The organism is Nocardia transvalensis NBRC 15921 (genome assembly GCF_000308875.1).
Classification (GTDB): Bacteria; Actinomycetota; Actinomycetes; order Mycobacteriales; family Mycobacteriaceae; genus Nocardia; species Nocardia transvalensis.
In genome coordinates, this window is record NZ_BAGL01000010.1 from 15,183 (window position 1) to 39,158 (window position 23,976).

Consider the following 23,976-nt stretch of genomic DNA (forward strand, 5'->3'; position numbering starts at 1 on the left):
CCACTGTGCGTCAGGCGGCTTCGGGTCGGCTTAACAAGACCTTGGCTCGCTATTCGGCGTCGTCCTCGCGGGCCGCGGCGGCCGTGCGGCGGCGCTTGCGGGCCGACGTGGTGCGTTCGATGCGCGGATCCTCCTCCACCGCATACCGTTTCACGTACTCGCTGAAGAAGGCCTGCACCGTGGCGGTGGCGGGAATGGCCAGCAGGGCGCCCACCGCGCCGAGCAGCGCGCCGCCGGCCAGCACGGCCAGCAGCGCGACGGCGGCGTGCACGTCCACGGTGCGCTGGGTGATCCGCGGCTGTAACAGATAGTCCTGGAACCACTGGTACACGATCGTGAACACCACGATCCACACCGCGTCGAGCGGCCGGATGGTCAGCGCCATCAGGATCGGCAGGACGCCCGCGATATAGGTGCCGACCGTCGGCACGAACGAGGCGATCACACCGAACCAGATGCCCAGCGCCACCGCGTTCGGCAGCCCGAGGATCGCCAGGAACGCCCCGTGCGCGACCGCGGAGATCACCGCGAGCAGCGCCCGCGAATACAGGTATCCGCCGGTCTTCTCGATCGCCAGATCCCACGCGTGCAGCACGGTGTCCTGGCGATCCGGCGGCAGCACCGAGCACAGCGTGCGGCGCAGCTTGGGCCCGTCCGCGGTCAGGTAGATGCTGAACAGCGCGATCGTCAGGAATTGGGCGAGGCCGCCCAGGATGGTGCTGGACACGCCCCACACATTGTTCGCGGCCCGCTCGGCGTAGCCGTTGATGACGTCGGAGTCGCGCAGCAGCCGGTCGGACAGGTCGTGCAGCGTGAAGTTCTGGTGGAACGTGCGATTGACCCAGCCGACCAGGTCGTCGATCAGCCGCGGCGCCTCGTCGACGAGCGTGCCGACGGTCTCCACCAGCAGCGTGACCAGCGCCGCGATGAACCCGACGACAGAGACGAAGACGAGCACGAACACCAGCCCGGTGGCCAGGCCGCGATGCATTCCCCGGCCCACCAGGCGCCCCACCGCCGGCTCCATCGCCAGCGAGACGAAGAACGCCACCAGCATGATGATCAGGATCCCGAGCAGCCGGTGGAAGGCCCAGCCCGCCAGCTCGAACAGCGCGAGGAAGACGAACGCCAGCACCATCGCGCGCGGGAGCCAGGCGGGCATCCGGGCACGGCTCCGCGCATCCGGGGTCGAGTCGCCGGGCTCGTCGGACGCGGGCGATTGCGCGGCCATGCCCTCAGTCTCGCCGATATGCGGGCAATTTCCTGGTTACGACGCGACCACGGGCCTGGGCCCGGCTAGCTCCTGATGAATTGTGAGGTACCTCGCGGGCGCATAGGGGTAGGGGTGGTGTCGTCGCCGCCCGGACGGCGCTCCGGTGTGGAGAGTTCGGCCCGAGCGCAGGCGCGCAGGAACTCCGTGGCAACCACGCTCAGCGTCGGCGTGGCGTGCCGGACGGCGGTGGTCAGCCGGATGCTGCGGTAGAGCAGTCCCGGATCGCGGTCGGCGGTATCCCATTCCGCGGCGTCGTCCTCGATGCGATGCCGCCACAGCAGCGCCGTGCGCTGGTCGCCGACCCAGCCCGCGAGGCGGTCCCAGCCGAGCAGGGCGTCGTGGACGAGCGTCGCGTGTTTGTAGTCGACGGCGATCAGCCTGTCGCATACCAGCCGGTCGACGAGTTGCGCTCCGGACGCGGTCTGGGCGGCGATGCGGCGCAGTTCCGCGCCCGGCAGCCGGCGCCGGGTGACGGTGCCGTCGCGGTGGACGGTGACCAGCGCCAGCAGTATCTGGCGCGCGTCGTTCCGCGCGTCGGCCGCCAGGCCCTCCCATGCCTCCTCGGCGAGGGTGTGGACCGTGCGCTCGAGGCCGCCGGACCGGCGGTAGTCGGCCGCGTCGATGCGGTCGTCGGTGTGGCAGGACCACATCGAGTGCAGCGTGGCGTGCAGGACCGGCAGCGCACCGGGCTCGGCGTGCTGCCGGTCGACGGTGTACCGCGGCGTGTCGAGCACGGTCAGCAGCAGCTCCACGACTCCCGGGTCGACCGTCACCCCGCGGGTGCGCGGCGGGCCGACGATCGCCGTCCCCAGTTCCTGGCGGGTCATCGGGTTCAGCGTGAAGCTGTTGTGCTGCAACGCGTGTGCGAGCCAGGGATACTGCGCGCAGTCGGGCAGGCGGTCGGACCGCACGGTGAGGACGACCGAACCCGCCGCGCACAGCTGCTTCAGCGAGATCAGGAAGTCCTCGCGCGCGGCGGGTTCCACGCCGGAATCGAACAGCCGCTCGAACTGGTCGACGACGAGCAGGGGCCGGCGCGCCGGGCGCTCCCGCCCGGAACTCTCCCGCAAGGCGGCGAAATCCGTTTCGCTGCTGGTGATCTGGCGCAGGACGCCGGCCGGGTCGGGGCTCAGCGTCACCGTCGTGATCGCCCACCGCTCGGTCTCGGCGGCGAGTACCGGCAGGACACCGGCGTGCAGCAGCGACGATTTGCCGATGCCGGACGCGCCGGTCAGCACGACCACGTCGGCGGACCGGTGCGGGCTCGCCGAGGCCCGCACCAGCTCCAGCAGCGCGGCCAGCGCGCGCTGGCGGCCGAAGAAGATGCCCTCGTGCTCCTGCGCGTACGGGCCTTCCGGATACAGCCGCGCGGCGGAAGCGGCGGGCTGGCCGAGCGGCGCGTTGCGGGCGGCCGACCACAGCGAGCGCCAAGCGCGCAGATTCACCGTCTCGCTGGGTGTTCCGGCGCGGCGGCGGGCCCGCGCGCTCAGCACGTGCAGCACCGGAAGCAGCGATTCGAATTTGGCGGGCACGTTGCGACCGCTCATCCAGTCGCTGATGCGCTGCGCCGAGGCCAGGGCGGACCTCCCCTTGTGCCCTATCTCCTCGGCCCGCTGCTGTGCCAGCATGGCCACATTCCGCAACGACGGCGCGCCCGCGGCGCGATGCAGCGCCGACAGCCTGCTCGCGAATTCCTGGCGTGCCGATTTCGCGTGATTCGAGTGGTGGACACTCGTGATTACCGGCTTCATGTACTCCCCCCGAGAACGATTTCACACCGACCGGACGTCCCCCGGACGATCGGTCACTGATCTCTTACAACAGGTTTAGACGGAGATGCTCCCTGATCAGTTCCGTAGCCGACCGGTATTTTTCGCACGGCATGCCCCGAGATCCAGGGGCCCGATCGCCGCGCCCACCGCGAACTGCGCGAATCCCGCTGGCCACCGCCGCAGTTCGCGACCGCACACGGCGAGCGCATTGTGTCCGGACCGTACGCTCGCGGTGGTCGGATGAGCTGGGAACACGTACGGGAACGGCCGATTCGGTTGGTGTGGGCGTGCCGTCCCGGCTATAGCGGGAGGGCCGCAGACGACGAAACCCGCTTCCGGTGTGCGGAAGCGGGTTTCGAGTACGCGGGGAATGCCGTTCAGCGACCGTCGATATCGCCGTAGTCGCGCTCGCCGTAGCCGGTGTAGATCTGGCGCGGGCGGCCGATCTTCAGGGGCTCGCGGTGCAGTTCACGCCAGTGGGCGATCCAGCCGGGGAGGCGGCCCATGGCGAACAGCACGGTGAACATGCGGGTCGGGAAGCCCATCGCGCGGTAGATCACGCCGGTGTAGAAGTCGACGTTCGGGTACAGGCGGCGCTCGACGAAGTAGTCGTCGGTGAGCGCGGCCTCCTCGAGGGCCTTGGCGATGTCGAGCAGCGGGTCCTGCACGCCGAGCTTGCCGAGGATCTGGTCGGCGGTCTTCTTGACGATGGTGGCGCGCGGGTCGTAGTTGCGGTAGACGCGGTGACCGAAGCCCATGAGCTTCACCCCGTCCTCCTTGTTCTTGACCTTGCGGATGAACTCCTTCACATCACCGCCGCTGGCTTTGATGCCGTCGAGCATCTCCAGCACGGCCTGGTTGGCGCCGCCGTGCAGCGGGCCCCACAGCGCGTTGATGCCGCCGGATACCGAGGTGAACAGGTTGGCGTCGGAGGAGCCGACGAGGCGCACGGTCGAGGTGGAGCAGTTCTGCTCGTGGTCGGCGTGCAGGATCAGCAGCATGTCGAGGGCCGCGGCGACCTCGGGGTCGACCTCGTAGGGCTCGGCCGGGAAGCCGAAGGTCATCCGCAGGAAGTTCTCCACCAGCGACAGCGAGTTGTCCGGGTAGAGGAACGGCTGGCCCACCGACTTCTTGTAGGAGTACGCCGCGATGGTCGGCAACTTGGCCAGCAGGCGGATGGTGGACAGCTCGACCTGCTCCGGATCGCGCGGATCCAGCGAGTCCTGGTAGTACGCCGACAATGCGTTGACCGCCGAGGACAGCACGGGCATCGGGTGCGCGTTGCGCGGGAAGCCGTCGAAGAACCGCTTCAGATCCTCGTGCAGCAGCGTGTGCCGGCGGATCCGGTCGGTGAAGTCGTCGAGCTGCGCCTGCGTCGGCAGCTCGCCGTAGATCAGGAGGTAGCTGACCTCGAGGAAGCTGGACCGCTCCGCCAGCTGCTCGATCGGGTAGCCGCGGTAACGGAGGATGCCCGCCTCGCCGTCGATATAGGTGATCGACGATTTCGTGGGGGCGGTATTGGTGAAACCGGGGTCGTAGGTGACGTATCCGGTGCTGGCCAGTAGCTTGCCCAGGTCGATTCCGTCATTGCCCTCGGCTGCCTTGGCGACAGTCATGGCATAGTCGCCACCGGGGTAGGACAGGACCGGCTTGGCGTCGTCGTCGACGTTGATGATGTTCTCAGCGGGCACGGAAGGATCCCTCTCAGGCTAGAGCCGTAGGCACCGGGTGCGGTCGGCGTCCGATGCGCCTGCCTCAACGCTAGCCGCTGTGCGGTGGGTGTGATTAGCGAGGGTCTCCGTTAACTACCTCACGGTCACTTGCTCACGAGGAGAGCCGGACCAGGGGTCCGTGGTAGTGGCGCGGCGTGTGCTGACGCGATCGCGCGGTCACGGCCGTGGTCGCGCGATCGCCGCAGGCCGGGTGCTTGTCTACCGGCCGGATCAGGGCACCGGAACCTCGGCGTGGGCGCGCGCGACGCGGTAGCGTACGAAGGCCGGGAACACGCCGGCGGCGATCAGTACCCCTATCACCACCAGGACGCCGCCGCCCGCCGCGGCTACCGCAGTACCCAGTGCGGCGGCCGCGAAACCGTGGGCAACATCACCGATGCGCGGCCCGCCCGCCACCACCACGATGAACACGCCCTGCAGCCGCCCGCGCATCTCGTCGGTCGCGACCTGCTGCAGCATCGTGGTCCGCAGCGCCGCGGAGAACATGTCGACCGCGCCGCCGAAGGCCAAGCAGGCCAGGGCGATCCACAGTCCGGCCCGGACACTCAGGCCGTGCCCGGTGGCGCCGACGGCCACCCCGAAGCCGACCATCGCCAGCCCCCACAGCACGATGCACGCCACCACGGCCCGGCCCTGCCGTCGCACATGGGTCAGCCACCCCGAGAACACCCCGCCCGCCACCGCGCCCGCCGAGATCGCCGCGAACAACAGGCCCAGCGCGACGCCGCCGGCGGCCGGATCGCCGAAACTGTCCCGCGCGATCTGCGGGAACAGCGCCCGCGGCATGCCGAACACCATGGCGATGATGTCGACCACGAAGGAGGCGAGCAGGATTCGCTGGGTCGCCAGATAGGTGAAGCCCTCGACCACCGTGCGCAGCCCCGCCCGGCGCTGTCCGCCGGTCGGCGGGACGGCCGGCAGTCGCCACACCGCCCACAGCGTCGCCAGCAGGGCCACCGCGTCCAGCAGATACAGCATCGACAGCCCGGTCAGCGGGATCAGCGCCCCGGCCATGACCGGCCCGGCGATGGCGCCGAACTGCATCACCGTCATATTGAGCGAATTGGCGGCGGGCAGCAGTTCGGCGGGCAGCAGCCGGGGGATGATCGCGGCGCGGGTGGGCTGGTTCACCGCGAAGAAGGCCTGCTGGACGGCGAACAGGCCCAGCACGATCCACACGTTGTTCAGCCCGGCCGCGGCCTGCGCCCAGAACGCGAGGGCGGTGAGCCCGGTGCCGGAACTGGTGATCAGCAACAGCTTTCGCCGATCCATCACATCGGCCAGCGCGCCGCCCCACAGTCCGAACGCGACCAGCGGCACCAGGCCGAACAGCCCCGCCAGGCCGACATAGCCGGAGCTGCCGGTGATCTGGAAGATCTGCTGCGGCACCGCGACCACCGACAGCTGCGCGCCGATCATCGTGACGATGCCGGTCGTCCACAGCCTGCGGTAGTCGGTGTTGCGGAGGGGCGCGGTGTCCGCGAGGAGCTTCACCGACGGAAGGTTAGCGGGGCGGACCAGTGCATGGTCACCGATTTTCGGTGAGTCATCCCATGATTACAAGACTTGCGGGAGCGACGGTTCAGGGTTGCAGCCGCTCGATCTTCATGGCCGCCGCGTTCGTGCCGCCGGCGTCCAGGCTCACCCGGATCCGGTTGTGCAACCGGCTGCGCCGCCCCTGCCAGAATTCGACCTGCTCGGGCTGCAGCAGATATCCGCCCCAGTTCGCCGGCACCGGAATCTGCTCGACGCCCTCGAACCGGGCCGTCACATCGGTGAGCGCTCTATCCAGTTCCGCGCGCGAGGCCACCGTCCGCGACTGCTGCGAGGCCCAGGCCCCCAGCTGCGAATTGCGGGGCCGCGACCGCCAGTAGACGGATGTCACCTCGGGAGCCACCGGCGCGACCGGGCCGCGCAGCGTGACCTGGCGTCCGAGCGCGGGCCAGGCGAAGGTGATCGACGCGTAGGGGACCGCCGAGAGCTGGTTGCCCTTGTTGGAGTCGTAATTCGTGTAGAAAGTCACACCTTCGCCCGACAACCCCTTACACAGCACCGTGCGGGAGGCCGGCCGCGGGCCCGCGTCGGTGAGTTCCACGGTGGCCAGAACCATCGCGTTCGGCTCGGCGATCCCGGCGCGCGTGGCCTGTTCTATCCAGATCCGGAGCAGCGGTTCCCAGCCCTCGACCAGCCATGATTCGTCCAGATCCGGGTCGCCGCCGTATTCGGCGCGCATCGCGGCGATATCGAGGTGCGCCCGCAGCGCCGGGTCTATTCCGGCCGCCTCGGGCCGCTCCGCCGACCCAGGTGAATTCTGCTCGTCGCGCATGGACCAGACGTTACTCCGCAGTAGTAGGAGGACTAAGGTTCTTACTGATCGACGCGCGCGTCCTGCTCGTCAGCCCGCGCCACCGCGCGCCGCGCCGGACGAGCGTCGATCCGAACGGAGCGTGGCCGCCCGCTGATCGTGCGGCCCGATTTTGCAAGGAGCGTCACACCATGACTGCCAGCGCTGCGGCCCCCGCCGTACCCACCGATTTCGTCAGCGGCCTGGAAGGCGTCGTGGCCTTCACCACCGACATCGCCGAGCCGGACAAGGACGGTGGCGCCCTGCGCTACCGGGGCGTCGACATCGAGGATCTGGTCTCGAACCACGTGACCTTCGGGGATGTCTGGGCGTTGCTGGTCGACGGCGAATTCGGCCGTGGTCTACCGCCCGCCGAGCCGTTCCCGCTGCCGGTGCACACCGGTGACGTCCGCGTCGACGTGCAGGCCGGTCTGGCCATGCTCGCGCCGATCTGGGGTTACCAGCCGCTACTCGACATCGACGACGACACCGCGCGGGAGAATCTGGCGCGGGCATCGGTGATGGCGCTGTCGTATGTGGCGCAGTCCGCCCGCGGCATCTACCAGCCCGCGGTGCCGCAGAAGAAGATCGACGAGTGCGACACCATCACCGAGCGGTTCATGGTCCGGTGGAAGGGTGATCCGGATCCGCGGCACATCGAGGCCATCGACGCCTACTGGGTGTCGGCCGCCGAGCACGGTATGAACGCCTCCACCTTCACCTCCCGGGTCATCGCGTCCACGGGCGCCGACGTGGCGGCCTGCCTGTCCGGTGCGATCGGCGCGATGTCCGGCCCGCTGCACGGCGGCGCCCCGGCGCGCGTGCTGCCGATGATCGAGGCGGTCGAGCAGTCCGGTGACGCGCGGACGCTGGTCAAGGGCATCCTGGACCGCAAGGAGAAGCTGATGGGCTTCGGCCACCGGGTGTACCGGGCCGAGGACCCGCGGGCCCGGGTGCTGCGCGCTACGGCCCAGCGGCTCGACGCCCCGCGCTTCGAGGTGGCCGCGGCGCTGGAGCAGGCCGCCCTCGCCGAACTGCGCGAGCGCCGCCCCGACCGCGCCATCGAGACCAATGTCGAGTTCTGGGCCGCGGTGATCCTGGACTTCGCCGAGGTTCCGGCGCACATGATGCCGGCCATGTTCACCTGCGGCCGCACGGCCGGCTGGTGCGCGCACATCCTGGAGCAGAAGCAGCTGGGCAAGCTGGTCCGGCCGGCCGCCATCTACACCGGTCCCGCCCCGCGCACGCCGGAGTCGGTCGTGGGCTGGGAGAACGTGGTCCACAAGTAGTTTCGGGCGCGGGGGCCGTCGCGTAGCATGCCTCGAGTGTTCGATGGAGAGCTCTCGCGGCGGCGGCTGATGGTGACCGGCGCGGCGGTCGTAGCCGGTCTCGCGACTACGAGTTGTGGTGCGGCGCAAGGTAATTCGTCCGTCCAGCCGGCGTCCGCCGGACCCAAGCAGGGATTGCCCCCGGCGGGGGTGGCGCCGCAGCAGGGGCCCGCGCCTGCGGCGGTGGCCGCGCGCTACGCGGGGCGGCAGCCCACCCAGTGGGGGATGGACCTGCCCGGAATCGTCACCTCCGTACCGGGTGACGGTAAGCGGATGGCGCTGACCTTCGACGCCTGTGGTGGGAACGGCAACAACGAGATCAACCAGGAGCTGGTGGATTTCCTCGTCTCGCAGCGCATTCCGGCGACGCTGTTCCTCAACAAGCGCTGGATCGACGCCGATCCCGGCCGGGCGGCGCGGCTGGCGGCCAACCCGCTGTTCGAACTCGCCAATCACGGCACCCGGCACTGCCCGCTGTCGGTGAACGGGCATGCCGCCTACGGGATCGCGGGCACCGATTCGCCGCAGCAGGCCGTCGACGAGGTGTGGGGCAACCACGACACCCTGACCAAGCTGCTGGGCCACCCGCCGCGGTTCTTCCGCACCGGCACCGCCCACTACGACGACGTCGCGGTCGCCATCGTGCGCGAATTGGGCGAGCAGCCGGTCGGATTCAGCGTCAACGCCGACGCCGGCGCCACCTACTCGGCCGCGCAGGTGGAGAAGGCCATGGGCCAGGTGAGCCCGGGCGCCATCTCGATCGCCCACATGCACCGCCCGAAATCCGGTACGGCCGCGGGGATGTCGGCGGTGCTCCCCCGCCTGCGCGCCCAGGGTTATGAATTTGTGAAGCTGCCGTAGGAGATTCCGGCCAAAAGCGTGCCGGAAAAGAGGGCACGCCAGGTAGTCGTCGGCAAGAGGGCGTGCCAGGTAGTCGTCGGCAAGAGGGCGTGCCAGGCAGGCGTCGGCAAGAGGGCGTGCCAGGCAGGCGCACTTGATTTTTCCGGCACGCTTTTGGCCGGAATCACACGTCGGCCGAGGCTTCCCAATCCACGGCGACGGAATCCCCTCGGTCGACCGTGAAGAACGCGACGTCCAGATGTCTTCCCAGGTCGACCAATTGGATGGCGGGCAGGGGGACGGGCTGGACTATGCGGACGCGCCAGGGGCGTGGTTCGTCCCAGGCGCGTAACTCCAGGTCGAGCCGGAGGACGGGGTCGTCGCGACCGCTGTAGTCGGCGGCGACGGGGGTGGCCGCGAGGACCGTGGCGTCGGCGCGGCGGCCGTGGGCGAGGATCTTGGAGATACTGACCCGGGTCGCCTCCCCGGGGCTCGGCACGTACAGCACGACGCGATCGCGGTCGCCCGGGTCGACGCGGCAGCCGACCACATCGCCCGGTTGCATGAATTCCAGATCGGCCGGGTCGACCCGCTGGCGCACCCGGGTCTCGTACGGCGCGAGGTCCTCGGCCAGCACCCGCACCCAGAACCGGTGCCCGGGTTCGGTGCGGCGCGGGCGGACGCCGAGCACGGTGGCGGTTCCGGGCAGGCCGCGGATCAGCAGTTCGCGCCGGGCCGTGGGGGACAGGGCCCCGCTGCCGAAGACGAACCCGCGCGATTCGAGCCGGGCCGACACCTGCCGCAGCAGGGCGCGCCAGAGCGTGTCCGAATCGCCGCGCCGGTATCCGCCGAGGCCCGGTAACGCCGGATTCGCGGCGGAGACGCCGGGGTCGGGTCCGCCGTGGGCCGCCGTGCTCATGCCCGTGACCTTCCCGCGCTCGTGCCGGTGCCCGATGTTTGCCTGCCGCGCTCGCGCATGGGTTCACCGTAACCGTTCCGTGTCCTGCGCCACAGCGGTTCCGGCGGGTGAATTACCGCCGGACCGCCGGCGCGGCGGGTGGTGACCCAGGCGCGTTCGGGACCGGGGCGAGCCTTTAGGCTTGAGCCCATGACCGCTGCGTTCCCGACCATCCCCGACGATCTGAAGCCCGCCGACGGACGGTTCGGCTGCGGCCCGTCCAAAGTCCGCCCCGAGCAGCTACGCTCCCTGGCCGAGGTGGGCGCCGCGGTGATGGGCACCAGCCACCGCCAGAAGCCGGTCAAGGACGTCGTCGCCCGTGTGCGTTCCGGCCTGCGCGACTTGTTCGCCCTCCCGGATGGCTACGAGGTGGTGCTCGGTAACGGCGGCACCACCGCGTTCTGGGACGCGGCCGCCTTCGGCCTGATCCGCGAGCGCTCGCTGCACCTGACCTACGGCGAGTTCAGCTCGAAGTTCGCCACGGTGGCGAAGAAGAACCCCTTCATCGGCGATCCGATCGTGATCTCCAGCGACCCCGGCACCGCGCCGGAGCCGGTCGCGGATCCGGCCGCCGACGTGATCGCCTGGGCGCACAACGAGACCTCCACCGGCGTTGCGCTTCCCGTGCAGCGCCCGTCCGGTTCGGACAACGCGCTGATCGCCATCGACGCCACCTCGGGCGCGGGCGGCCTGCCGGTGAACATCGCCGACACCGACGTCTACTACTTCGCCCCGCAGAAGTGCTTCGCCGCCGACGGTGGCCTGTGGATCGCGCTGATGAGCCCCAAGGCCCTCGAACGCGTTGCCGAGATCAAGGATTCGGGCCGGTTCACCCCCGAATTCCTGTCGCTGCCCATCGCGGTCGACAACAGCTCCAAGGACCAGACCTACAACACCCCGGCGTTGGCCACCCTGTTGCTGTTCGCGGACCAGATCGAGTGGATGAACAACAACGGCGGCCTGGACTGGACCGTCAAGCGCACCCTGGACTCCTCGTCGCGGCTGTACTCGTGGGCCGAGTCGAGCGAGTACGCCACGCCGTTCGTCGCTGATCCGGCGCATCGCTCGCAGGTCGTCGGCACCGTCGACTTCGCCGAGTCGGTGGATGCCGCGCAGGTCGCGAAGGTGCTGCGCGCCAACGGTATCGTCGATACCGAGCCGTACCGGAAGCTGGGTCGTAACCAGCTCCGCATCGGCATGTTCCCGGCCATCGATCCCGAGGATGTCTCGCAGCTGACCCGCTGCGTCGACTGGGTGGTTCAGGAGATCTCGCAGTAGACTCATCGCGCCGGACACGGCGTCGGGAACACTGAATAGTGCAGATTAACGCGCGCGGGAGTTCTGTCACAGATTTCCGCGCGCGTGTCTTGCCACATGAACCACAGAAGTGCACTACTGTTCCAGAACGTGGGCGGTGTCGCGAGCCTGGCTGTGATCGACGCAGCGATAAGGAGGTAACGGTGCGTGAACTTCGAGTGATCGGATTGACGCCCGATTCCGCGCACATCGTGTGTGTCGACACCGAGACCGGTGTGAAGTACCGGCTCCCCGCCGACGAGAAGCTGCGTGCCGCCGCACGCGGAGACCTTGCCCGATTCGGCCAGATCGAGATCGAAACGGAAGCAACCATGCGTCCTCGCGATATCCAGGCCCGTATCCGTGCCGGCGCCTCCGTGGAACAGGTCACCGAGGAGTCGGGCATGCCGACCTCCCGGGTGGAGCGCTTCGCCTACCCCGTGCTGCTGGAGCGCGCCCGCGCCGCCGAACTGGCGCAGCGCGCGCACCCGGTCCGCAAGGACGGCCCCGCCGTCGAGACCCTTCTCGACGTGGTGGCGGCCGCCTTCGCCGAGCGCGGGCACAACATCGATATCGCCGAATGGGACGCCTGGAAGGACGAGAAGGGCTACTGGGTGGCCCAATTGCAGTGGCAGGCGGGCCGTTCGGTGATCGCCGCGCACTGGCGTTTCCAGCCCGACGCGCACGGCGGTTCGGTCACCCCGCTGGACGATCCGGCCACCGATCTCATCGATCCGGACTTCGGCCGGGCCCTGCGCGGCCTGGCGACGATACTGCCGGACGGCGCCGCCGAGCCCGCACCGGTGGACACGGTCGCGGCCGCACCGCCCGTGCCCGAGGAGCCGGCGCCCGCCGCGCTGAGCGCCCCGGAGCCCGACCGCATCACCGCCGAGGAGCGTGAGCCCGAGTACTTCGAGCAGCGCGCCGCGGTCGGCGGTACCGCGGTCCCGGTCTCGGCCAAGAGCGCGACCGCCCCGGCGCAGCCCGCCGCGCCCAAGTCCGCTCCGGCCACGCCGCCGCCCGCGGCGCCCGGTAGCGCCACCGCGGCCCCCGCGCCGAACGCGCCCGCGGTCCCGGCCCCGTCGCCCAAGCCCGCCGACCCCGCTCCGGCCGCCCCCGCGGCCGCGAGCGCCCCGGCGGAGCGCCCGGCCGAGCCCGCCCAGCCCAAGCCGGGCAAGCCGGCCCAGAAGCAGTCCCGCTCCAAGCGCGGCGGCAAGGCCCCCATGCCCTCCTGGGAAGACGTCCTCCTAGGCGTGCGCAGCTCGGGCCACTGACGCCTGCTCGACACCGGAAACAGCGGGCAACTCACGGAGTTGCCCGCTGTTTCCGTATTCCGTTGTGCCCCCGCGTGGGTCCGATCAGTTGGCGCTGAGCAGGTCGATGATGAAGACCAGGGTCTTGCCGGAGAGTTGGTGGCCCGCTCCCTCGGCGCCGTAGGCGAGTTCCGGGGGGATGGTGAGCTGGCGGCGGCCGCCGACCTTCATGCCCGGGATGCCGTCCTGCCAGCCCTGGATCAGGCCTCGCAGCGGGAACGTGAGGGATTCGCCACGGCTCCAGGAGGAGTCGAATTCCTCGCCCGTGTCGTACTCGACGCCCACGTAGTGCACCTCGACGGTGCCACCCGGCACCGCCTCGGGGCCGTCGCCCACAGTGATGTCTTTGATCACCAACTCTGCGGGGGCGGGGCCTTCCGGGCGCTCTACTTCCGGCTTGGTCATGCGTCCTCTTCCGTTCGATGGATTGCCGACACTGTTTGTTCACCATATCGGCTGCGTCGAAACCCCTCGGGAGGACGAGCCGCGTCACATTCGCCGGACGGGCCGCGCCGCCTGTGCCCGATGCCCCCGGAGCGGGCCGCGCACCGCAGTGCAAGATGGGTCCCCGTGGCCGTAGTGATCGATATCGACGACCCCGCCGATCCCCGGGTCGCCGACTTCCGCGACCTCAATTCCGCGGACCGGCGGCCGGATCTGCCGGGCGGTAAGGGCCTGGTCGTCGCGGAGGGCGTGGTGGTGGTGCAGCGCATGCTGGCCTCCCGGTTCACGCCGTTCGCGCTGTTCGGTGTCGGCCGCCGCCACGAGGCGTTGGCGGGCGATCTGGCCGGGCTCGCGGTGCCGTACTACCGCGCCACCGCGGAGGTGATGGCCGAGGTGGTCGGCTTCCATCTCAACCGGGGTGTGCTGGCGGTGGCCCGGCGTCCCGCGGAACTGGTAGCGGACGAGGTGCTGGACGGCGCCCGCACGGTCGCGGTGCTGGAGGGCGTCAACGATCACGAGAACATCGGTTCCCTCTTCCGGAACGCGGCGGGACTGGGGGCCGACGCGATACTGTTCGGCGACCGCTGCGCCGATCCGCTGTACCGGCGGGCGGTCCGGGTGTCGATGGGGCACGTGCTGCGGGTTCCCTTCGCCCGCCTGCCGGGCTGGCCGGACGGCCTGGAGACGGTGCGGGCCAAGGGTTTCCAGGTCATCGCCCTGACGCCGGATGCCGCCGCGGCGAATCTGGCCACCGCGATGACCGGTGACCGGGTGGCGCTGCTGCTCGGCGCCGAGGGGCCGGGCCTGACCGAGGAGGCGATGCGCGCCGCCGACGTGCGGGCCCGCATCCCGATGTCACCGGGCACCGACTCACTGAACGTGGCCACCGCGGCGGCGATGGCCTTCTACGAAAGGGTGCGGATCTCGTGACTCAGCCGTACTCGGGTCCGGGCTCGGAACCGACACCGTGGGCGCCGGGGCTGACCGTCGCCGCGCTGGTGGCCGCGCTCGCGGCCGCCGCGATCTACTCCTTCGGCACCGCGCTGGCGCATGTGCACTGGCTGCTGGCGGTGGTGGTGAATGTCGTCGCCGTGGGCGGTGCCGCGCCCACGGCCTGGCGCTGGCGCAACACCCCGGTCACCCGCTGGGTGCTGGCCGGCGTGGCCGCGGGCGTGGCGCTGGGCTGGATCGCGCTGCTGGTCGCCGCCGTGGCGGCCTAGCTCACGACACCCGGTCGCGGTTGCGCAACCAGCCGAACCAGCGTTTTCCGTTGTCCTCCGGCAGGTTCGGCTCCGCCGGCGCGATCGGCGCGGGCGCCTCGCCCTTCGGATACAGGCTGAAGCCGCAGACGGCGATATCGGTGGGTTTGAGGGCGTCCTCGGAAGTCGCGTCGCGGTAACGGAATCCGAGCCACTCGAGGTTGGCCTCGTCGGCGAAGCCGGGCGGGTCGAACGGCAGGATCTGCGGATCGGGTAGCTCGCCGGGATGCAGATGCACCGGATGCTCGCCCGCCCAGTACGGCCGCTCCCACACCAGCGGCAGTCCCTCGTCCTCCAGGATGTTGACCCGGGTGGCGCTGAACGCGCGCCGGAATTCGCCGCGCTCCCAATGGGCGAACGCGCCCCAGCCGTGCGGGATGTCGTAGGCGACGAGATAGGTGTGCTCGGAGGCGAGCGGCCGCACCAGCAACTCCGGCAGCGTGGTCGGGCGGCTCAGCGCGGCCTGGCCCGTGCAGACGACCGTGACGCCCGGATAGCAGCCGATGTAGATCGAGCCGGGATCCGGCCCGGCCCAGACCTTCAGCGTGCCCGACGCGGCCGGGACCACATCGCGGTCCGGATTGAGCTGTTTGGCCAGCGCCAGGGCGGCCTCGGGATCCGGGTCCGGGTGCTCGCGTAAGACCGCCACCGGGTCGGGGTCGTCGACGTACCAGAGGGACGAAGCTGTAGACGGCACTTCCGACACCTCCCGATCCTCGTACGGGCAAGCATAGCTACTCTCGAGCAAACATCGGATACCGGACGCGGCCCGGCCTGCGCGACCTGACCGGCATCCGCCCGATTTGTCGTGCGGGCCTAAGAAAAATTTACTCCCCCGGGACCCGAAAACGCTGCGCTTCGCATTCCGCGCGCGCGTGTCAGGCGCGCGGCGCGGCTCAGTCGCGCACGATCTCCACCGGGTCGCTGAGGTTGGTTGCGAGCGCCGATTGCTGACTGCCGCTTCGGACCGGCAACGCGTCGAGGGCATTTCCCGTCTGCGTATTGAGGTTGGCGACGATCTGCTGCAACTGCCGGACGCCGCCGCTGAGGCCCTCTATTGCGCCGGTGAGCTGGGCGGCGCCCTGATCCGCCAGCTGCGGAACCTGTTTCGCCAGTTCCGCGCCCTGGTTCAGCTGCGCGCCCGCCTGCGACAGCCGGGTCGCCGCGTCGCGCAGCAGCGCGCCGACGGGCGTATTCGGATCGGTGCTGGTGCCGGTCAGCTGGGCGACGCCGGCGAGCTGTGTCCCGGCCTGATCGGAGATGCCCTGCAGCGCATCGAGTTTCCCGATGATGTCGGCCAACCGCGGATCGTTCGCGAACGGTAGCGCGCGCATCGCGGGCAGGACCTGGTTCAGCCCGGTGCTCAGCGCGGTGGCCGAACCGGTGACCTGACCGATGGTCACGCCGGTGGCGTCCAGCGCGCCGGCGAGGCTGTTCGCCTGTGTGGTCGCCGCGCCGAGGGCCTCGTTGAGCTGCGCGATTCCCGTGGTCAGTTGTCCGGCGCCGTCCTTGGCGGTGGTGAGGAAACCGAGCATCTGGTCCGCGCCGCCGCTGAACTGACCGGAGGCGTCGGCCGCCATCTGCACGCCCGCGCCGAGGACCTGCGTGGTGAACGCGACCTGCTGCACCGATCCGCGGGCCGTGGCGACCGCGGCCAGGGTCTGATCCACACCGGCCGCGCCGATCCGGCGGGTCACCTCGTTCACCGCGTCGTTGACCAGGTTCGCGTCGGCGTGCGCGGCGGTGTCCACGGTGACCTGCGCGCGACGCGGCTGCGCGGAGGCCAGGGTGGCGAGCGAGGACGACAGATCGGCGGGCAGGGTGATCACCGCGGCGTAGTCCGCCGTGTCGGCCCGACCGGCGTCCGCGACGGTCCAGTCGTGGATTCCGCCGTCGCGCAGGGCCTTCACGATCTTCGCGCCCGCCGGCCCGGTATCGGCGTTGACGATCGCCACCGCGGTCGGCGCCGACGACGCCTGCCGCATCCACGACACCCCGCCGACGGCCCCGCCGGCAACGAGCAGAACGACGGCCGCGAGGGCCCAGCGAGCACGTTTTCCGATCACCTCTCAGACCGTAGAGGTCCGGAATGAGGCCGGTACCCGCTCAGCTCTGTGGGTTCGGTAAGGGTAGGGGTAGCGCCCGGTCCGGCAGCATGAGGACCAGGCGGACGCCGCCGAGGGTGCCGTCGTCGAAGAAGCTACGGCCGCCGTGCAATTGGGCCTGCTGGGCGACCAGGGCCAGGCCCAGCCCGGAGCCGCCCTTACTGGCGCGGGTGCCCCGGAAGAAGCGTTCGAAGACCGCCGAGCGCTCGTCCGGCGGGATGCCGCTGCCGTTGTCGTCGACCGAGATGACGATGTAGCCGTCGGCCGTGCGATGCGCCGAGACCAGCGCCTCCGTGGCGCCGCCGTGCCGGGCCGAATTGGTCAGCGCGTTGTCCACCGCCAGCCGCAGCCCCGTGGGCAGACCGCGGGTGATCAGCTCCCGATCGGTCTCGATGCGCACGGTCAGCTGCGGGAAGTGGCGCATGGCGTCGTGCGCGGCCTGGTCGACCAGATCGCCCACATCGGTTTCGACGTGATCCTGATCGTTGGTGAGCTCGCCGGCGGCCAGTCGCTCCAGCGCGGCCAGCGTCGTCTCCACCCGGCCCTGGCCGCGTTGCAGGTCCGCGAGAATCTCGGTGCGCTGCGCCTCGTTCAGGTCCAGGGTGCGCAGCACCTCCAGGTCGGTGCGCATGGCGGTGAGCGGGGTGCGCAGCTCGTGCGCGGAGACCGCGGCGAAATCACGGGCCGTCTCCAGCGCCGCGGCGGTCTCCGCCTGCGCCCGGTTCACGCGGTCCAGCAGCGAATTGACCGCCTCGGCAAGCTGTTCCGCCTCTCGCACGCCGGAGCTGTCGACGGGCGCGTCGGGTTCGCCGGTGCCGCCGCGCACGCCGACCTCCCGGGTGAGATCCACGATCGGGCGCACCGCGCGCCCGCCGAACACCCAGCCCAGCCCGGCCGCGGCGGCCACCGCCAGCCCGGCGGCGGCCAATACCCAGCGGCGCTGTTCGGACGTGGCGTGATAGGCGTCGGTCAGCGGGATGGCCATCGAGACCGTGCGGCCCGCCGGCTGGTTCTCGGTGGTGGTCAGCACCCGGAACGGGGTGCCGTCGATCGTCAGCGTCTGCGACCCCGGATCCAGATCGGGCAGTCGCACGCTGGTGGAGGCCGCGACGTCGCCGTGCTCGTGCACCGTGACCGCGATGTCCTTGTTCGGGCCCACGAGCGACAGCACGCCCACGGCGATCACCGGCTGCATCAGGACGATGCGCGAGGCGAGGGTGAGTTCCTGATCGGCCTGCGCCAGGTTGTTGCGTTCCAGCGCGCGCACCGACACCCAGCTCAGCACGGCCGTGATGATGACCGCGCCCAGCGCGGCCGCACCGGCCACGCGGGTGCGCAGCGAGTACGACCGTCGCCGCGGCCGGCGGAGGCGGCCCGTCGTCGCGCCGGCGTTCTCGGTCACGAGGGGGCCCGGCTCATTTCGGCGCCCGGAGCACGAAGCCGACGCCGCGGATGGTGTGCAGCAGCCGGGGCGTGCCGCCGGCCTCCAGCTTGCGCCGCAGGTAGCCGACGAAGACGTCCACGACATTGGTGTCGGCGGCGAAGTCGTAGCCCCACACCAGTTCCAGCAGCCGTTCGCGGCTCAGCACCACTCCCGCGTTGCGGGCCAGCGTCGACAGCAGTTCGAATTCCCGCTTGGTGAGCTCGATCTCGTCGCCGTGCAGCAGCGCGCGATAGCCGGCGACGTCGATCTCCACCGGGCCCACCACGATCGCGCCCGGCGTGGCCGGAGTGGCCGCGGTGTCGGTGCGGCGGCGCAGCAGCGCGCGGATCCGCGCCACGAGTTCGGCGAGGACGAACGGCTTCACGAGGTAGTCGTCGGCGCCGGACTCCAGTCCGGAGATCCGGTCGCCGACGGAATTACGCGCCGAGAGGACGCAGATGGGCACCTCGTTGCCCATCGCGCGCAGCGCGGTCACCACGCCGGCGCCGTCGAGCACCGGCATATTCATATCGAGCACGATGGCGTCCGGCGACTCGTCGCTCACGCAGCGCAGCGCCTCCGCGCCGTCGCGAGCGATCAGCACCTCGAATCCGGACAGCCGCAACCCCCGCTCGACCGACGCCAGCAGATCCTCGTCGTCGTCGACCAGCAGCACCTTGGGGGTCTCACGCTCGCTCGTCACAGCACCTCATTCTGCCCACTATTTCCGGCATGCTTTTGGCCGGAATCTCACGGTGGATTCCGGCCAAAAGCGTGCCGGAAAACGGAGATTGGGGCCGAGTGTCTCAGTAACTGTGGCAGGAATCCGCGACTTCCTGCATGGTCTGCTTCAGGCCGTCCGCGCGCGGGTCGTTCTGGGCCCGCTGGGCCTCGTCGGGGTGCTCCTGCGCGTACTGCTGCAGTTCGGCGCGGCGCTGCTCGACCGGCTGGTCGAACTTCTGCTGCAGCATCGCCTTCTGCTGCGGGTTGGCGTCCAGCATCGAGGCCAGCTGCGGGTTCTTGTCGTGCAGGGCGGCGTCCACCTGGGTGAAGGTGCAGTCGGAGTTCAGCAGCGGCGCGACCATATCGGTCGGATCCGCGGATGCGGTGCCGGGAACGAGCAGGGCGGCGGCGGTGGCGATGCCACCGACGGTCAGGACGGTACCGGTGAGCCGTGTGCGCAGTGAGGTCATGGTGGAGCCTTTCTGGTCGGGTCCGGGGTCGTCACGATGACGGACCGACTCGACGTTAGGGCTGTGTTCTGATCACCGTGTGAGCCGGTCCTGAGAAAACTGTGAGGGGGTCACCGTACGACGGATTGTCCGCCGGCCGGGGTATCGGTGGAGTCGGGCACGCCCGGGTCGGCGGTTTCCCCGCCCGGACGCTCGTCGGCGCGGCTGGCGAGGATCTGGTCCTCGAGCGCGACCAGGACGGCGGGATCCTCGATGGTGGCGGGCATCTCCGGCCGCTCTCCGGAGGCGATCTGCCGGATGCTGCGGCGCAGGATCTTGCCCGAGCGGGTCTTCGGCAGCGCGGCCACCACGATCACGTCGTGCAGGGTCGCGATGGCGCCGATCTGGTCGCGCACCCGCGCGATCACCTCGTCGCGCAGCCGCGCCGGGTCGATCGGCGCCGTGCCCTCGGTGGCGGCGTTCTTGAGGACCACGTAGGCGATCGGGCGCTGGCCCTTCAGCTCGTCGGGGACACCGATCACCGCGCATTCGGCGACGGCCTCGTGCCCCGCGACCGCGGCCTCGATCCCGCCGGCCGAGAGCCGGTGCCCGGCCATGTTGATCACGTCGTCGCTGCGGCCGAGGACGTACAGGTAGCCGTCCTCGTCGAAGTAGCCGGCGTCGCCGGTCAGGTAGTGGCCCGGAAAGGCGGACAGATAGGAACGGGCGAACCGGTCGTCGTCGCCCCACAGGGTGGTCAGCGTGCCCGGCGGCAGCGGTAGGCCGATCACGATATTGCCCTCGGTACCGGCCGTGACCGCGTCGCCCTCGTAGTCCAGCACTCGGAGCCGGTAGCCCGGCACCGGGACCGACGCCGATCCGGACTTGACCGGAAGTTCTTGCAGCCCCAGCGGATTCGCGCAGATCGGCCAGCCGGTCTCGGTCTGCCACCAGTGATCGATCACCGGGCAGTCGGGCCGGTCGGCGAGCAGGGTGCCGCGGGTCCACTCCAGGGTCGCCGGGTCGAGCCGCTCGCCCGCGCAGAACAGCGCCCGCAGCCGCGACAGATCGTGGCGCCCGGCGATCGTGGCCTCCGGATCGGCGCGGCGGATGGCCCGCAGCGCGGTCGGGGCGGTGAACATGACGTGCACGTCGTGCCGGTCGACCAGCCGCCAGTAGGTGCCGGCGTCCGGGGTGCCGATCGGCTTGCCCTCGAACAGCACGGTGGTGGCGCCGACCAGCAGCGGGGCGTAGACGATGTAGGAGTGGCCGACCACCCAGCCGATATCGGAGGTCGTCAGCATCACCTGGCCGGGGCTTACGTCGTAGATGTTGCGCATGGACCAGGCCAGGGCGACCGCGTGCCCGCCGTTGTCGCGCACCACGCCCTTGGGCTTCCCGGTGGTGCCGGAGGTGTAGAGGATGTAGAGCGGATCGGTGGCCGCCATCGAGACCGGTTCGGCCGGTTCCGCGTCGCGGACCATGTCCTCCCAGTCGATCCATTGCGCGGCGACCGTATCCGCGGATCCCGGGAGATTGTCCGTGGCCGGCTGCGGCGTAGCGAACCGTATGGTCGGAAATCCGTTGCGCTGCTTGACCACGACGTGCCGGGGCCCCGTGGCCGAGACCTGATCCAGCGCCTGCATCACGATCGGCGGGTACTCGATGCGCTTACCGGGCTCCAGACCGCCGGATGCTGTGACGATGAGCACAGGTTCGGCATCGTCGATGCGCGCGGCCAGCTCGTGCGCGGCAAACCCGCCGAAGACCACCGAGTGCACCGCGCCGATCCGGGCGCAGGCCAGCATCGCGACCACGGCTTCCGGGATCATCGGCATATAGATGACGACCCGGTCTCCGGTGCGGACGCCCAGGCGCAGCATCGCGCCGGCGAACTCGGCGACCTCGGCCAGCAGCTCCGCGTAGGTGTAGACGAGTGTGGCGCCCGTCATAGCGGAGTCGTATATTAGGGCCGGCTGGTCCGCGCGTCCGCCGGTCGGAGGGAACTCGTCAGCTGTCGAGCCCGCTTCCGGTGTGAGATCGCGCACATGCCGATCCAGTGCGTTGTAGGAGGTGTTGAGGCGACCATCGGGAAACCAGCGAGCCGTCGGGCGGGCGGTGCTGTCGAGGATCTGAGTGGGCGCAACGTCCCAGCTGATGGCCTGCGCGGCGGCGCCCCAGAAGTCGGCGGGATCGACCAGGCTGGTCTGGTAGGCGGGCCGGTACTCCTGCTTCGCGTTCAACCGTGTGACTCCCTGCCTCGCCTCGATGCCCGCCTCGATAGATCAGCCTGATTGTGGCAGACTTCACGCGACGTCCGGGCGGGCGCCGCGACCTTTGATTTTGTCCGGAATAGGCAGGTCAACGGCTGGACGTTGCCAACAGGTCACACAAGAAGTTATTGATCCGTTAGAATCGCATGCCACATATGTCGGCCGTCATGGACGCAATTTCTCGGCCAGCCGCAGTTCTCGGCCAGCTCTGCCTGTCGAGCCCCGTACGGGATCGTCGGAGGCCCGCTGATGGCGCATGGCTGGGGCCAGTTTGGAAAGTGAGTGGAGATGCGTGACGCCGCTAGGTCCGGCAGTAAGCGTTGGGCGCTTAGCAACTGGGACCTGCGTTGGAAGGTTACGGCGGTCCTTGCCGTCCCCCTCCTCGTCGCGGTGGTGCTCGGCGCCTCCAGGATCGCGGCGCAGTTCAGCGACTCCAGCGAGTTGGATACGGCGGTCAAGCACGTACAGGCGATCCCGGCCGTCACCGGCCTGAGCGCCGCGGCGGCGACCGTCGCCGGCGAGCAGATGATCATGCTCGGCCCCAATCAGTCGCTCGTGCAGGACGCCGATCTGACCGCGTTGGACAACGCGATCACCGCCGCCGAGAAGGCCGCGCCGCGGCTGGACGGCGTACCGGGCGGTCGCACCGCGATCGATGGAATGATCAACGGCGCCAAAGCCGTTCGCGCCAACGGCGCCGCCCCGTCGAAGACGATCGAGGAAGCCCTCACCCAGGAAGAGGCGATCCGGCAGAACAGCGTCCGCACCGCGGAGGCGATCACCGCGACGATCTCCGACCCGGGCGTCGAGGCGGCCAAGCTACGTCTGGTCGACTCGCTCAACACCCGCGCGGTGCTGATCTCCGAGACCGCCGGTATGGCGGAGGCGATCCGGGGCAATGTCAAGGACGGCCTGCGCGACTTCCAGATCGCCGCGAATACCGAGCGGCAGATGCTGGGCATCCTGGCGCACCGCTTCCCGGACGGCGATCCCGCCATCGCGGAGCTGACCCAGGGCGTCAACAACCGGATCTCGCTGACCAACGGGCCGCAGGCGGCCTCCGGCCAGATCCCGCTGCAGGACCTGCGGCAGTCCGCGCTCGACAGCCTCGCCGGTTACCAGAAGGTAGTGGCCCAGTCCAGCGCCGATATCGACGCTCAGGTCAAGAGCCTGGCCGACAACGCCCGGACCGGCGCCATCCGCTACGCGGTGATCGTCATCGCGACCATCCTCGCCGCGCTGGTGCTCGCGGTGCTCATCGCCCGCTCGATGATCGTGCCGCTGCGCAAGCTGCGCCTGGCCGCGCTGCGCGTCGCCGAGCACGACCTCGGCCACGAGGTGTCCCGGCTGCGCGACGGCGCCAGCCCGGAGGACGTCCCGCTCGAGCCGATGCCGGTGCACACCGAGGAGGAGGTCGGCCAGCTCGCCCGCGCGGTCGACGACATCCACGGGCAGGCGCTGCGCCTGGCCGCCGATCAGGCCGCCATGCGTACTCAGGTCAACGACATGTTCGAGACCCTGGCGCGGCGCTCCAAATCCCTCGTCGACCATCAGCTCTCGCTCATCGAGGCGATGGAGTACGACGAGAAGGACCCGCGCCTGCTGGAGAACCTCTTCCGGCTGGACCACCTCGCCGCCCGTATGCGACGCAACGGCGACAACCTGCTGATTCTGGCCGGTACGCCGAAGCAGCGCCGGGGCAAGACGGCCCCGGTCGAGATCGCCGACGTGCTGCGCGCGGCCATCTCCGAGGTCGAGGACTACGAGCGCGTGAAGCTGGGCGCCACCCCGCGCGGCGCCATCACCGAACCGGCCGCCTCCGATATGGCACACCTGTTCGCCGAGCTGCTCGACAACGCGCTGCGCGCCTCGCCGCCCGAGACCGACGTGAAGTTCACCTTCGCCCAGGCGCACGAGCAGGGCCTGCTGATCGAGGTCGCCGACCGCGGTATCGGTATGCCGCCGGCGGAGATGGCGGAGATCAACCGCCGCCTCGAGAGCATCGCCGAGGTCGGTCCGGACACCGCGCGTCACATGGGTCTGTTCGTGGTCGGCCGGCTGGCCGAGCGGCACGGCCTGACCGTGCGGCTGCGGCCCACGTTCGACACCGCGCGCGATCCCGGCGTCACGGTCACCGTGCACGTGCCCAAGCCGCTCATCGTGACGCCCGGCGGCGCCGCGGTGCAGATTCCGGCGCAGGGACAACCGAATTCGCAGACGCCGCCCAACGCTCAGCCGACGCAGCGTCCCGGTCCGCCGTCGATGCAGACCCGCGCGGTCACCCGCACGCCCAGCGGCAACGTCATGGTCACGGTGGATCCGACCTCGAGCGGTCCGATCTCCGATCGGCCCGGCGCCGACCGGGCGGGGGCCGAGCGGCCCGCGGCCGCGAACGGCGCGCCGGCGAACGGTGCGGCCGCGGGCGGGTTGCCGCAGCGGCAGC

20 protein-coding genes are annotated in these 23,976 nt (G+C 70.2%); 7 read left to right on the top strand and 13 right to left on the bottom strand.

Translation table 11 applies throughout. The features are described from left to right. Positions 1–49: 49 nt before the first annotated feature. The 5 genes from ON41_RS04790 to pdxH all read right to left on the bottom strand — a co-directional run bounded on the left by ON41_RS04790 (position 50) and on the right by pdxH (position 7,011). Positions 50–1,231, bottom strand: a complete 1,182-nt coding sequence (locus ON41_RS04790; RefSeq protein WP_051160974.1) for an AI-2E family transporter — start codon at positions 1,229–1,231, stop codon at positions 50–52. A gap of 65 nt (positions 1,232–1,296) precedes the next feature. Beyond that, the gene (locus ON41_RS04795) at positions 1,297–3,024 is read right to left on the bottom strand and encodes an ATP-binding protein (RefSeq protein ID WP_040745494.1); all 1,728 of its coding nucleotides are present in this window, start codon (positions 3,022–3,024) and stop codon (positions 1,297–1,299) included. 398 nt (positions 3,025–3,422) lie between these two features. Beyond that, positions 3,423–4,736, bottom strand: a complete 1,314-nt coding sequence (locus tag ON41_RS04800) for a citrate synthase (protein ID WP_083905129.1) — start codon at positions 4,734–4,736, stop codon at positions 3,423–3,425. A gap of 252 nt (positions 4,737–4,988) precedes the next feature. Beyond that, positions 4,989–6,272: an MFS transporter gene (locus tag ON41_RS04805; RefSeq protein WP_085995610.1), complete on the bottom strand. Its 1,284-nt coding sequence runs from the start codon at positions 6,270–6,272 to the stop codon at positions 4,989–4,991. An 88-nt stretch (positions 6,273–6,360) separates the two neighbouring features. Then, a complete protein-coding gene (pdxH, locus tag ON41_RS04810; RefSeq protein WP_040745525.1) occupies positions 6,361–7,011 on the bottom strand; it encodes a pyridoxamine 5'-phosphate oxidase in 651 nt (216 codons plus the stop codon). A 263-nt stretch (positions 7,012–7,274) separates the two neighbouring features. Between pdxH and ON41_RS04815 the strand changes: the two genes are divergently transcribed. Together ON41_RS04815 and ON41_RS04820 are read left to right on the top strand one after the other, a co-directional pair. After that, positions 7,275–8,411, top strand: a complete 1,137-nt coding sequence (locus ON41_RS04815; protein WP_040745497.1) for a citrate synthase 2 — start codon at positions 7,275–7,277, stop codon at positions 8,409–8,411. A 36-nt stretch (positions 8,412–8,447) separates the two neighbouring features. Further along, complete coding sequence (locus ON41_RS04820) at positions 8,448–9,311, top strand: polysaccharide deacetylase family protein (protein ID WP_246829447.1); 864 nt, start codon at positions 8,448–8,450, stop codon at positions 9,309–9,311. Positions 9,312–9,474: 163 nt separating this feature from the next. Here the strand turns inward: ON41_RS04820 and ON41_RS04825 are convergent, their stop codons facing one another. Further along, a complete protein-coding gene (locus tag ON41_RS04825) occupies positions 9,475–10,209 on the bottom strand; it encodes a hypothetical protein (RefSeq protein WP_246460915.1) in 735 nt (244 codons plus the stop codon). A 189-nt stretch (positions 10,210–10,398) separates the two neighbouring features. On the opposite strand from ON41_RS04825, the gene serC reads away from it, so the two are divergent. Next, the gene (gene serC / locus ON41_RS04830; protein ID WP_040745501.1) at positions 10,399–11,526 is read left to right on the top strand and encodes a phosphoserine transaminase; all 1,128 of its coding nucleotides are present in this window, start codon (positions 10,399–10,401) and stop codon (positions 11,524–11,526) included. A gap of 182 nt (positions 11,527–11,708) precedes the next feature. Next, entirely contained in the window at positions 11,709–12,818 is a 1,110-nt protein-coding gene (gene sepH, locus ON41_RS04835) for a septation protein SepH (protein ID WP_040745503.1), read from the top strand. An 84-nt stretch (positions 12,819–12,902) separates the two neighbouring features. Here sepH and ON41_RS04840 read toward each other — a convergent pair whose 3' ends face one another. Next, positions 12,903–13,262 carry an FKBP-type peptidyl-prolyl cis-trans isomerase gene (locus tag ON41_RS04840; protein WP_040745505.1) on the bottom strand — a complete coding sequence of 120 codons (360 nt, stop codon included), beginning with the start codon at positions 13,260–13,262 and terminating at the stop codon, positions 12,903–12,905. 165 nt (positions 13,263–13,427) lie between these two features. Between ON41_RS04840 and ON41_RS04845 the strand changes: the two genes are divergently transcribed. Together ON41_RS04845 and ON41_RS04850 are read left to right on the top strand one after the other, a co-directional pair. Beyond that, the gene (locus tag ON41_RS04845; protein ID WP_040745506.1) at positions 13,428–14,231 is read left to right on the top strand and encodes a TrmH family RNA methyltransferase; all 804 of its coding nucleotides are present in this window, start codon (positions 13,428–13,430) and stop codon (positions 14,229–14,231) included. Next, a complete protein-coding gene (locus ON41_RS04850; protein WP_040745507.1) occupies positions 14,228–14,521 on the top strand; it encodes a DUF2537 domain-containing protein in 294 nt (97 codons plus the stop codon). Before ON41_RS04845 ends, ON41_RS04850 begins: the two co-directional genes overlap by 4 nt. A gap of 1 nt (position 14,522) precedes the next feature. Here the strand turns inward: ON41_RS04850 and ON41_RS04855 are convergent, their stop codons facing one another. The 6 genes from ON41_RS04855 to ON41_RS04880 form a co-directional block, all read right to left on the bottom strand. After that, positions 14,523–15,257 (bottom strand): DUF6928 family protein, encoded by a 735-nt coding sequence (locus tag ON41_RS04855; protein ID WP_040745529.1) that lies wholly within the window; start codon positions 15,255–15,257, stop codon positions 14,523–14,525. Positions 15,258–15,456: 199 nt separating this feature from the next. Then, positions 15,457–16,626 (bottom strand): YhgE/Pip domain-containing protein, encoded by a 1,170-nt coding sequence (locus tag ON41_RS04860; RefSeq protein ID WP_040745509.1) that lies wholly within the window; start codon positions 16,624–16,626, stop codon positions 15,457–15,459. A 40-nt stretch (positions 16,627–16,666) separates the two neighbouring features. Beyond that, positions 16,667–18,067, bottom strand: coding sequence for a sensor histidine kinase (locus tag ON41_RS04865; RefSeq protein ID WP_246829448.1), 1,401 nt, complete (start codon positions 18,065–18,067; stop codon positions 16,667–16,669). Between the two features lie 13 nt (positions 18,068–18,080). Beyond that, the gene (locus ON41_RS04870; RefSeq protein ID WP_040745510.1) at positions 18,081–18,791 is read right to left on the bottom strand and encodes a response regulator transcription factor; all 711 of its coding nucleotides are present in this window, start codon (positions 18,789–18,791) and stop codon (positions 18,081–18,083) included. 103 nt (positions 18,792–18,894) lie between these two features. Continuing rightward, a complete protein-coding gene (locus tag ON41_RS04875) occupies positions 18,895–19,281 on the bottom strand; it encodes a hemophore-related protein (protein WP_040745512.1) in 387 nt (128 codons plus the stop codon). Positions 19,282–19,391: 110 nt separating this feature from the next. Next, a complete protein-coding gene (locus ON41_RS04880; protein WP_083905133.1) occupies positions 19,392–21,503 on the bottom strand; it encodes an AMP-binding protein in 2,112 nt (703 codons plus the stop codon). 318 nt (positions 21,504–21,821) lie between these two features. Between ON41_RS04880 and ON41_RS04885 the strand changes: the two genes are divergently transcribed. Then, on the top strand, positions 21,822–23,976 hold a 2,155-nt coding region (locus ON41_RS04885), incomplete at its 3' end, for a sensor histidine kinase (RefSeq protein WP_157185357.1).

What these genes read in the sequence shown, in the direction of transcription:
- ON41_RS04815 (WP_040745497.1), top strand. Translation starts at nt 7,275, where the DNA reads ATGACTGCCAGCGCTGCGGCCCCCGCCGTACCCACCGATTTCGTCAGC.
- ON41_RS04790 (WP_051160974.1), bottom strand. Translation starts at nt 1,231, where the DNA reads ATGGCCGCGCAATCGCCCGCGTCCGACGAGCCCGGCGACTCGACCCCG.
- serC (WP_040745501.1), top strand. Translation starts at nt 10,399, where the DNA reads ATGACCGCTGCGTTCCCGACCATCCCCGACGATCTGAAGCCCGCCGAC.
- ON41_RS04825 (WP_246460915.1), bottom strand. Translation starts at nt 10,209, where the DNA reads ATGAGCACGGCGGCCCACGGCGGACCCGACCCCGGCGTCTCCGCCGCG.
- ON41_RS04795 (WP_040745494.1), bottom strand. Translation starts at nt 3,024, where the DNA reads ATGAAGCCGGTAATCACGAGTGTCCACCACTCGAATCACGCGAAATCG.
- ON41_RS04840 (WP_040745505.1), bottom strand. Translation starts at nt 13,262, where the DNA reads ATGACCAAGCCGGAAGTAGAGCGCCCGGAAGGCCCCGCCCCCGCAGAG.
- pdxH (WP_040745525.1), bottom strand. Translation starts at nt 7,011, where the DNA reads ATGCGCGCCGAATACGGCGGCGACCCGGATCTGGACGAATCATGGCTG.
- ON41_RS04875 (WP_040745512.1), bottom strand. Translation starts at nt 19,281, where the DNA reads ATGACCTCACTGCGCACACGGCTCACCGGTACCGTCCTGACCGTCGGT.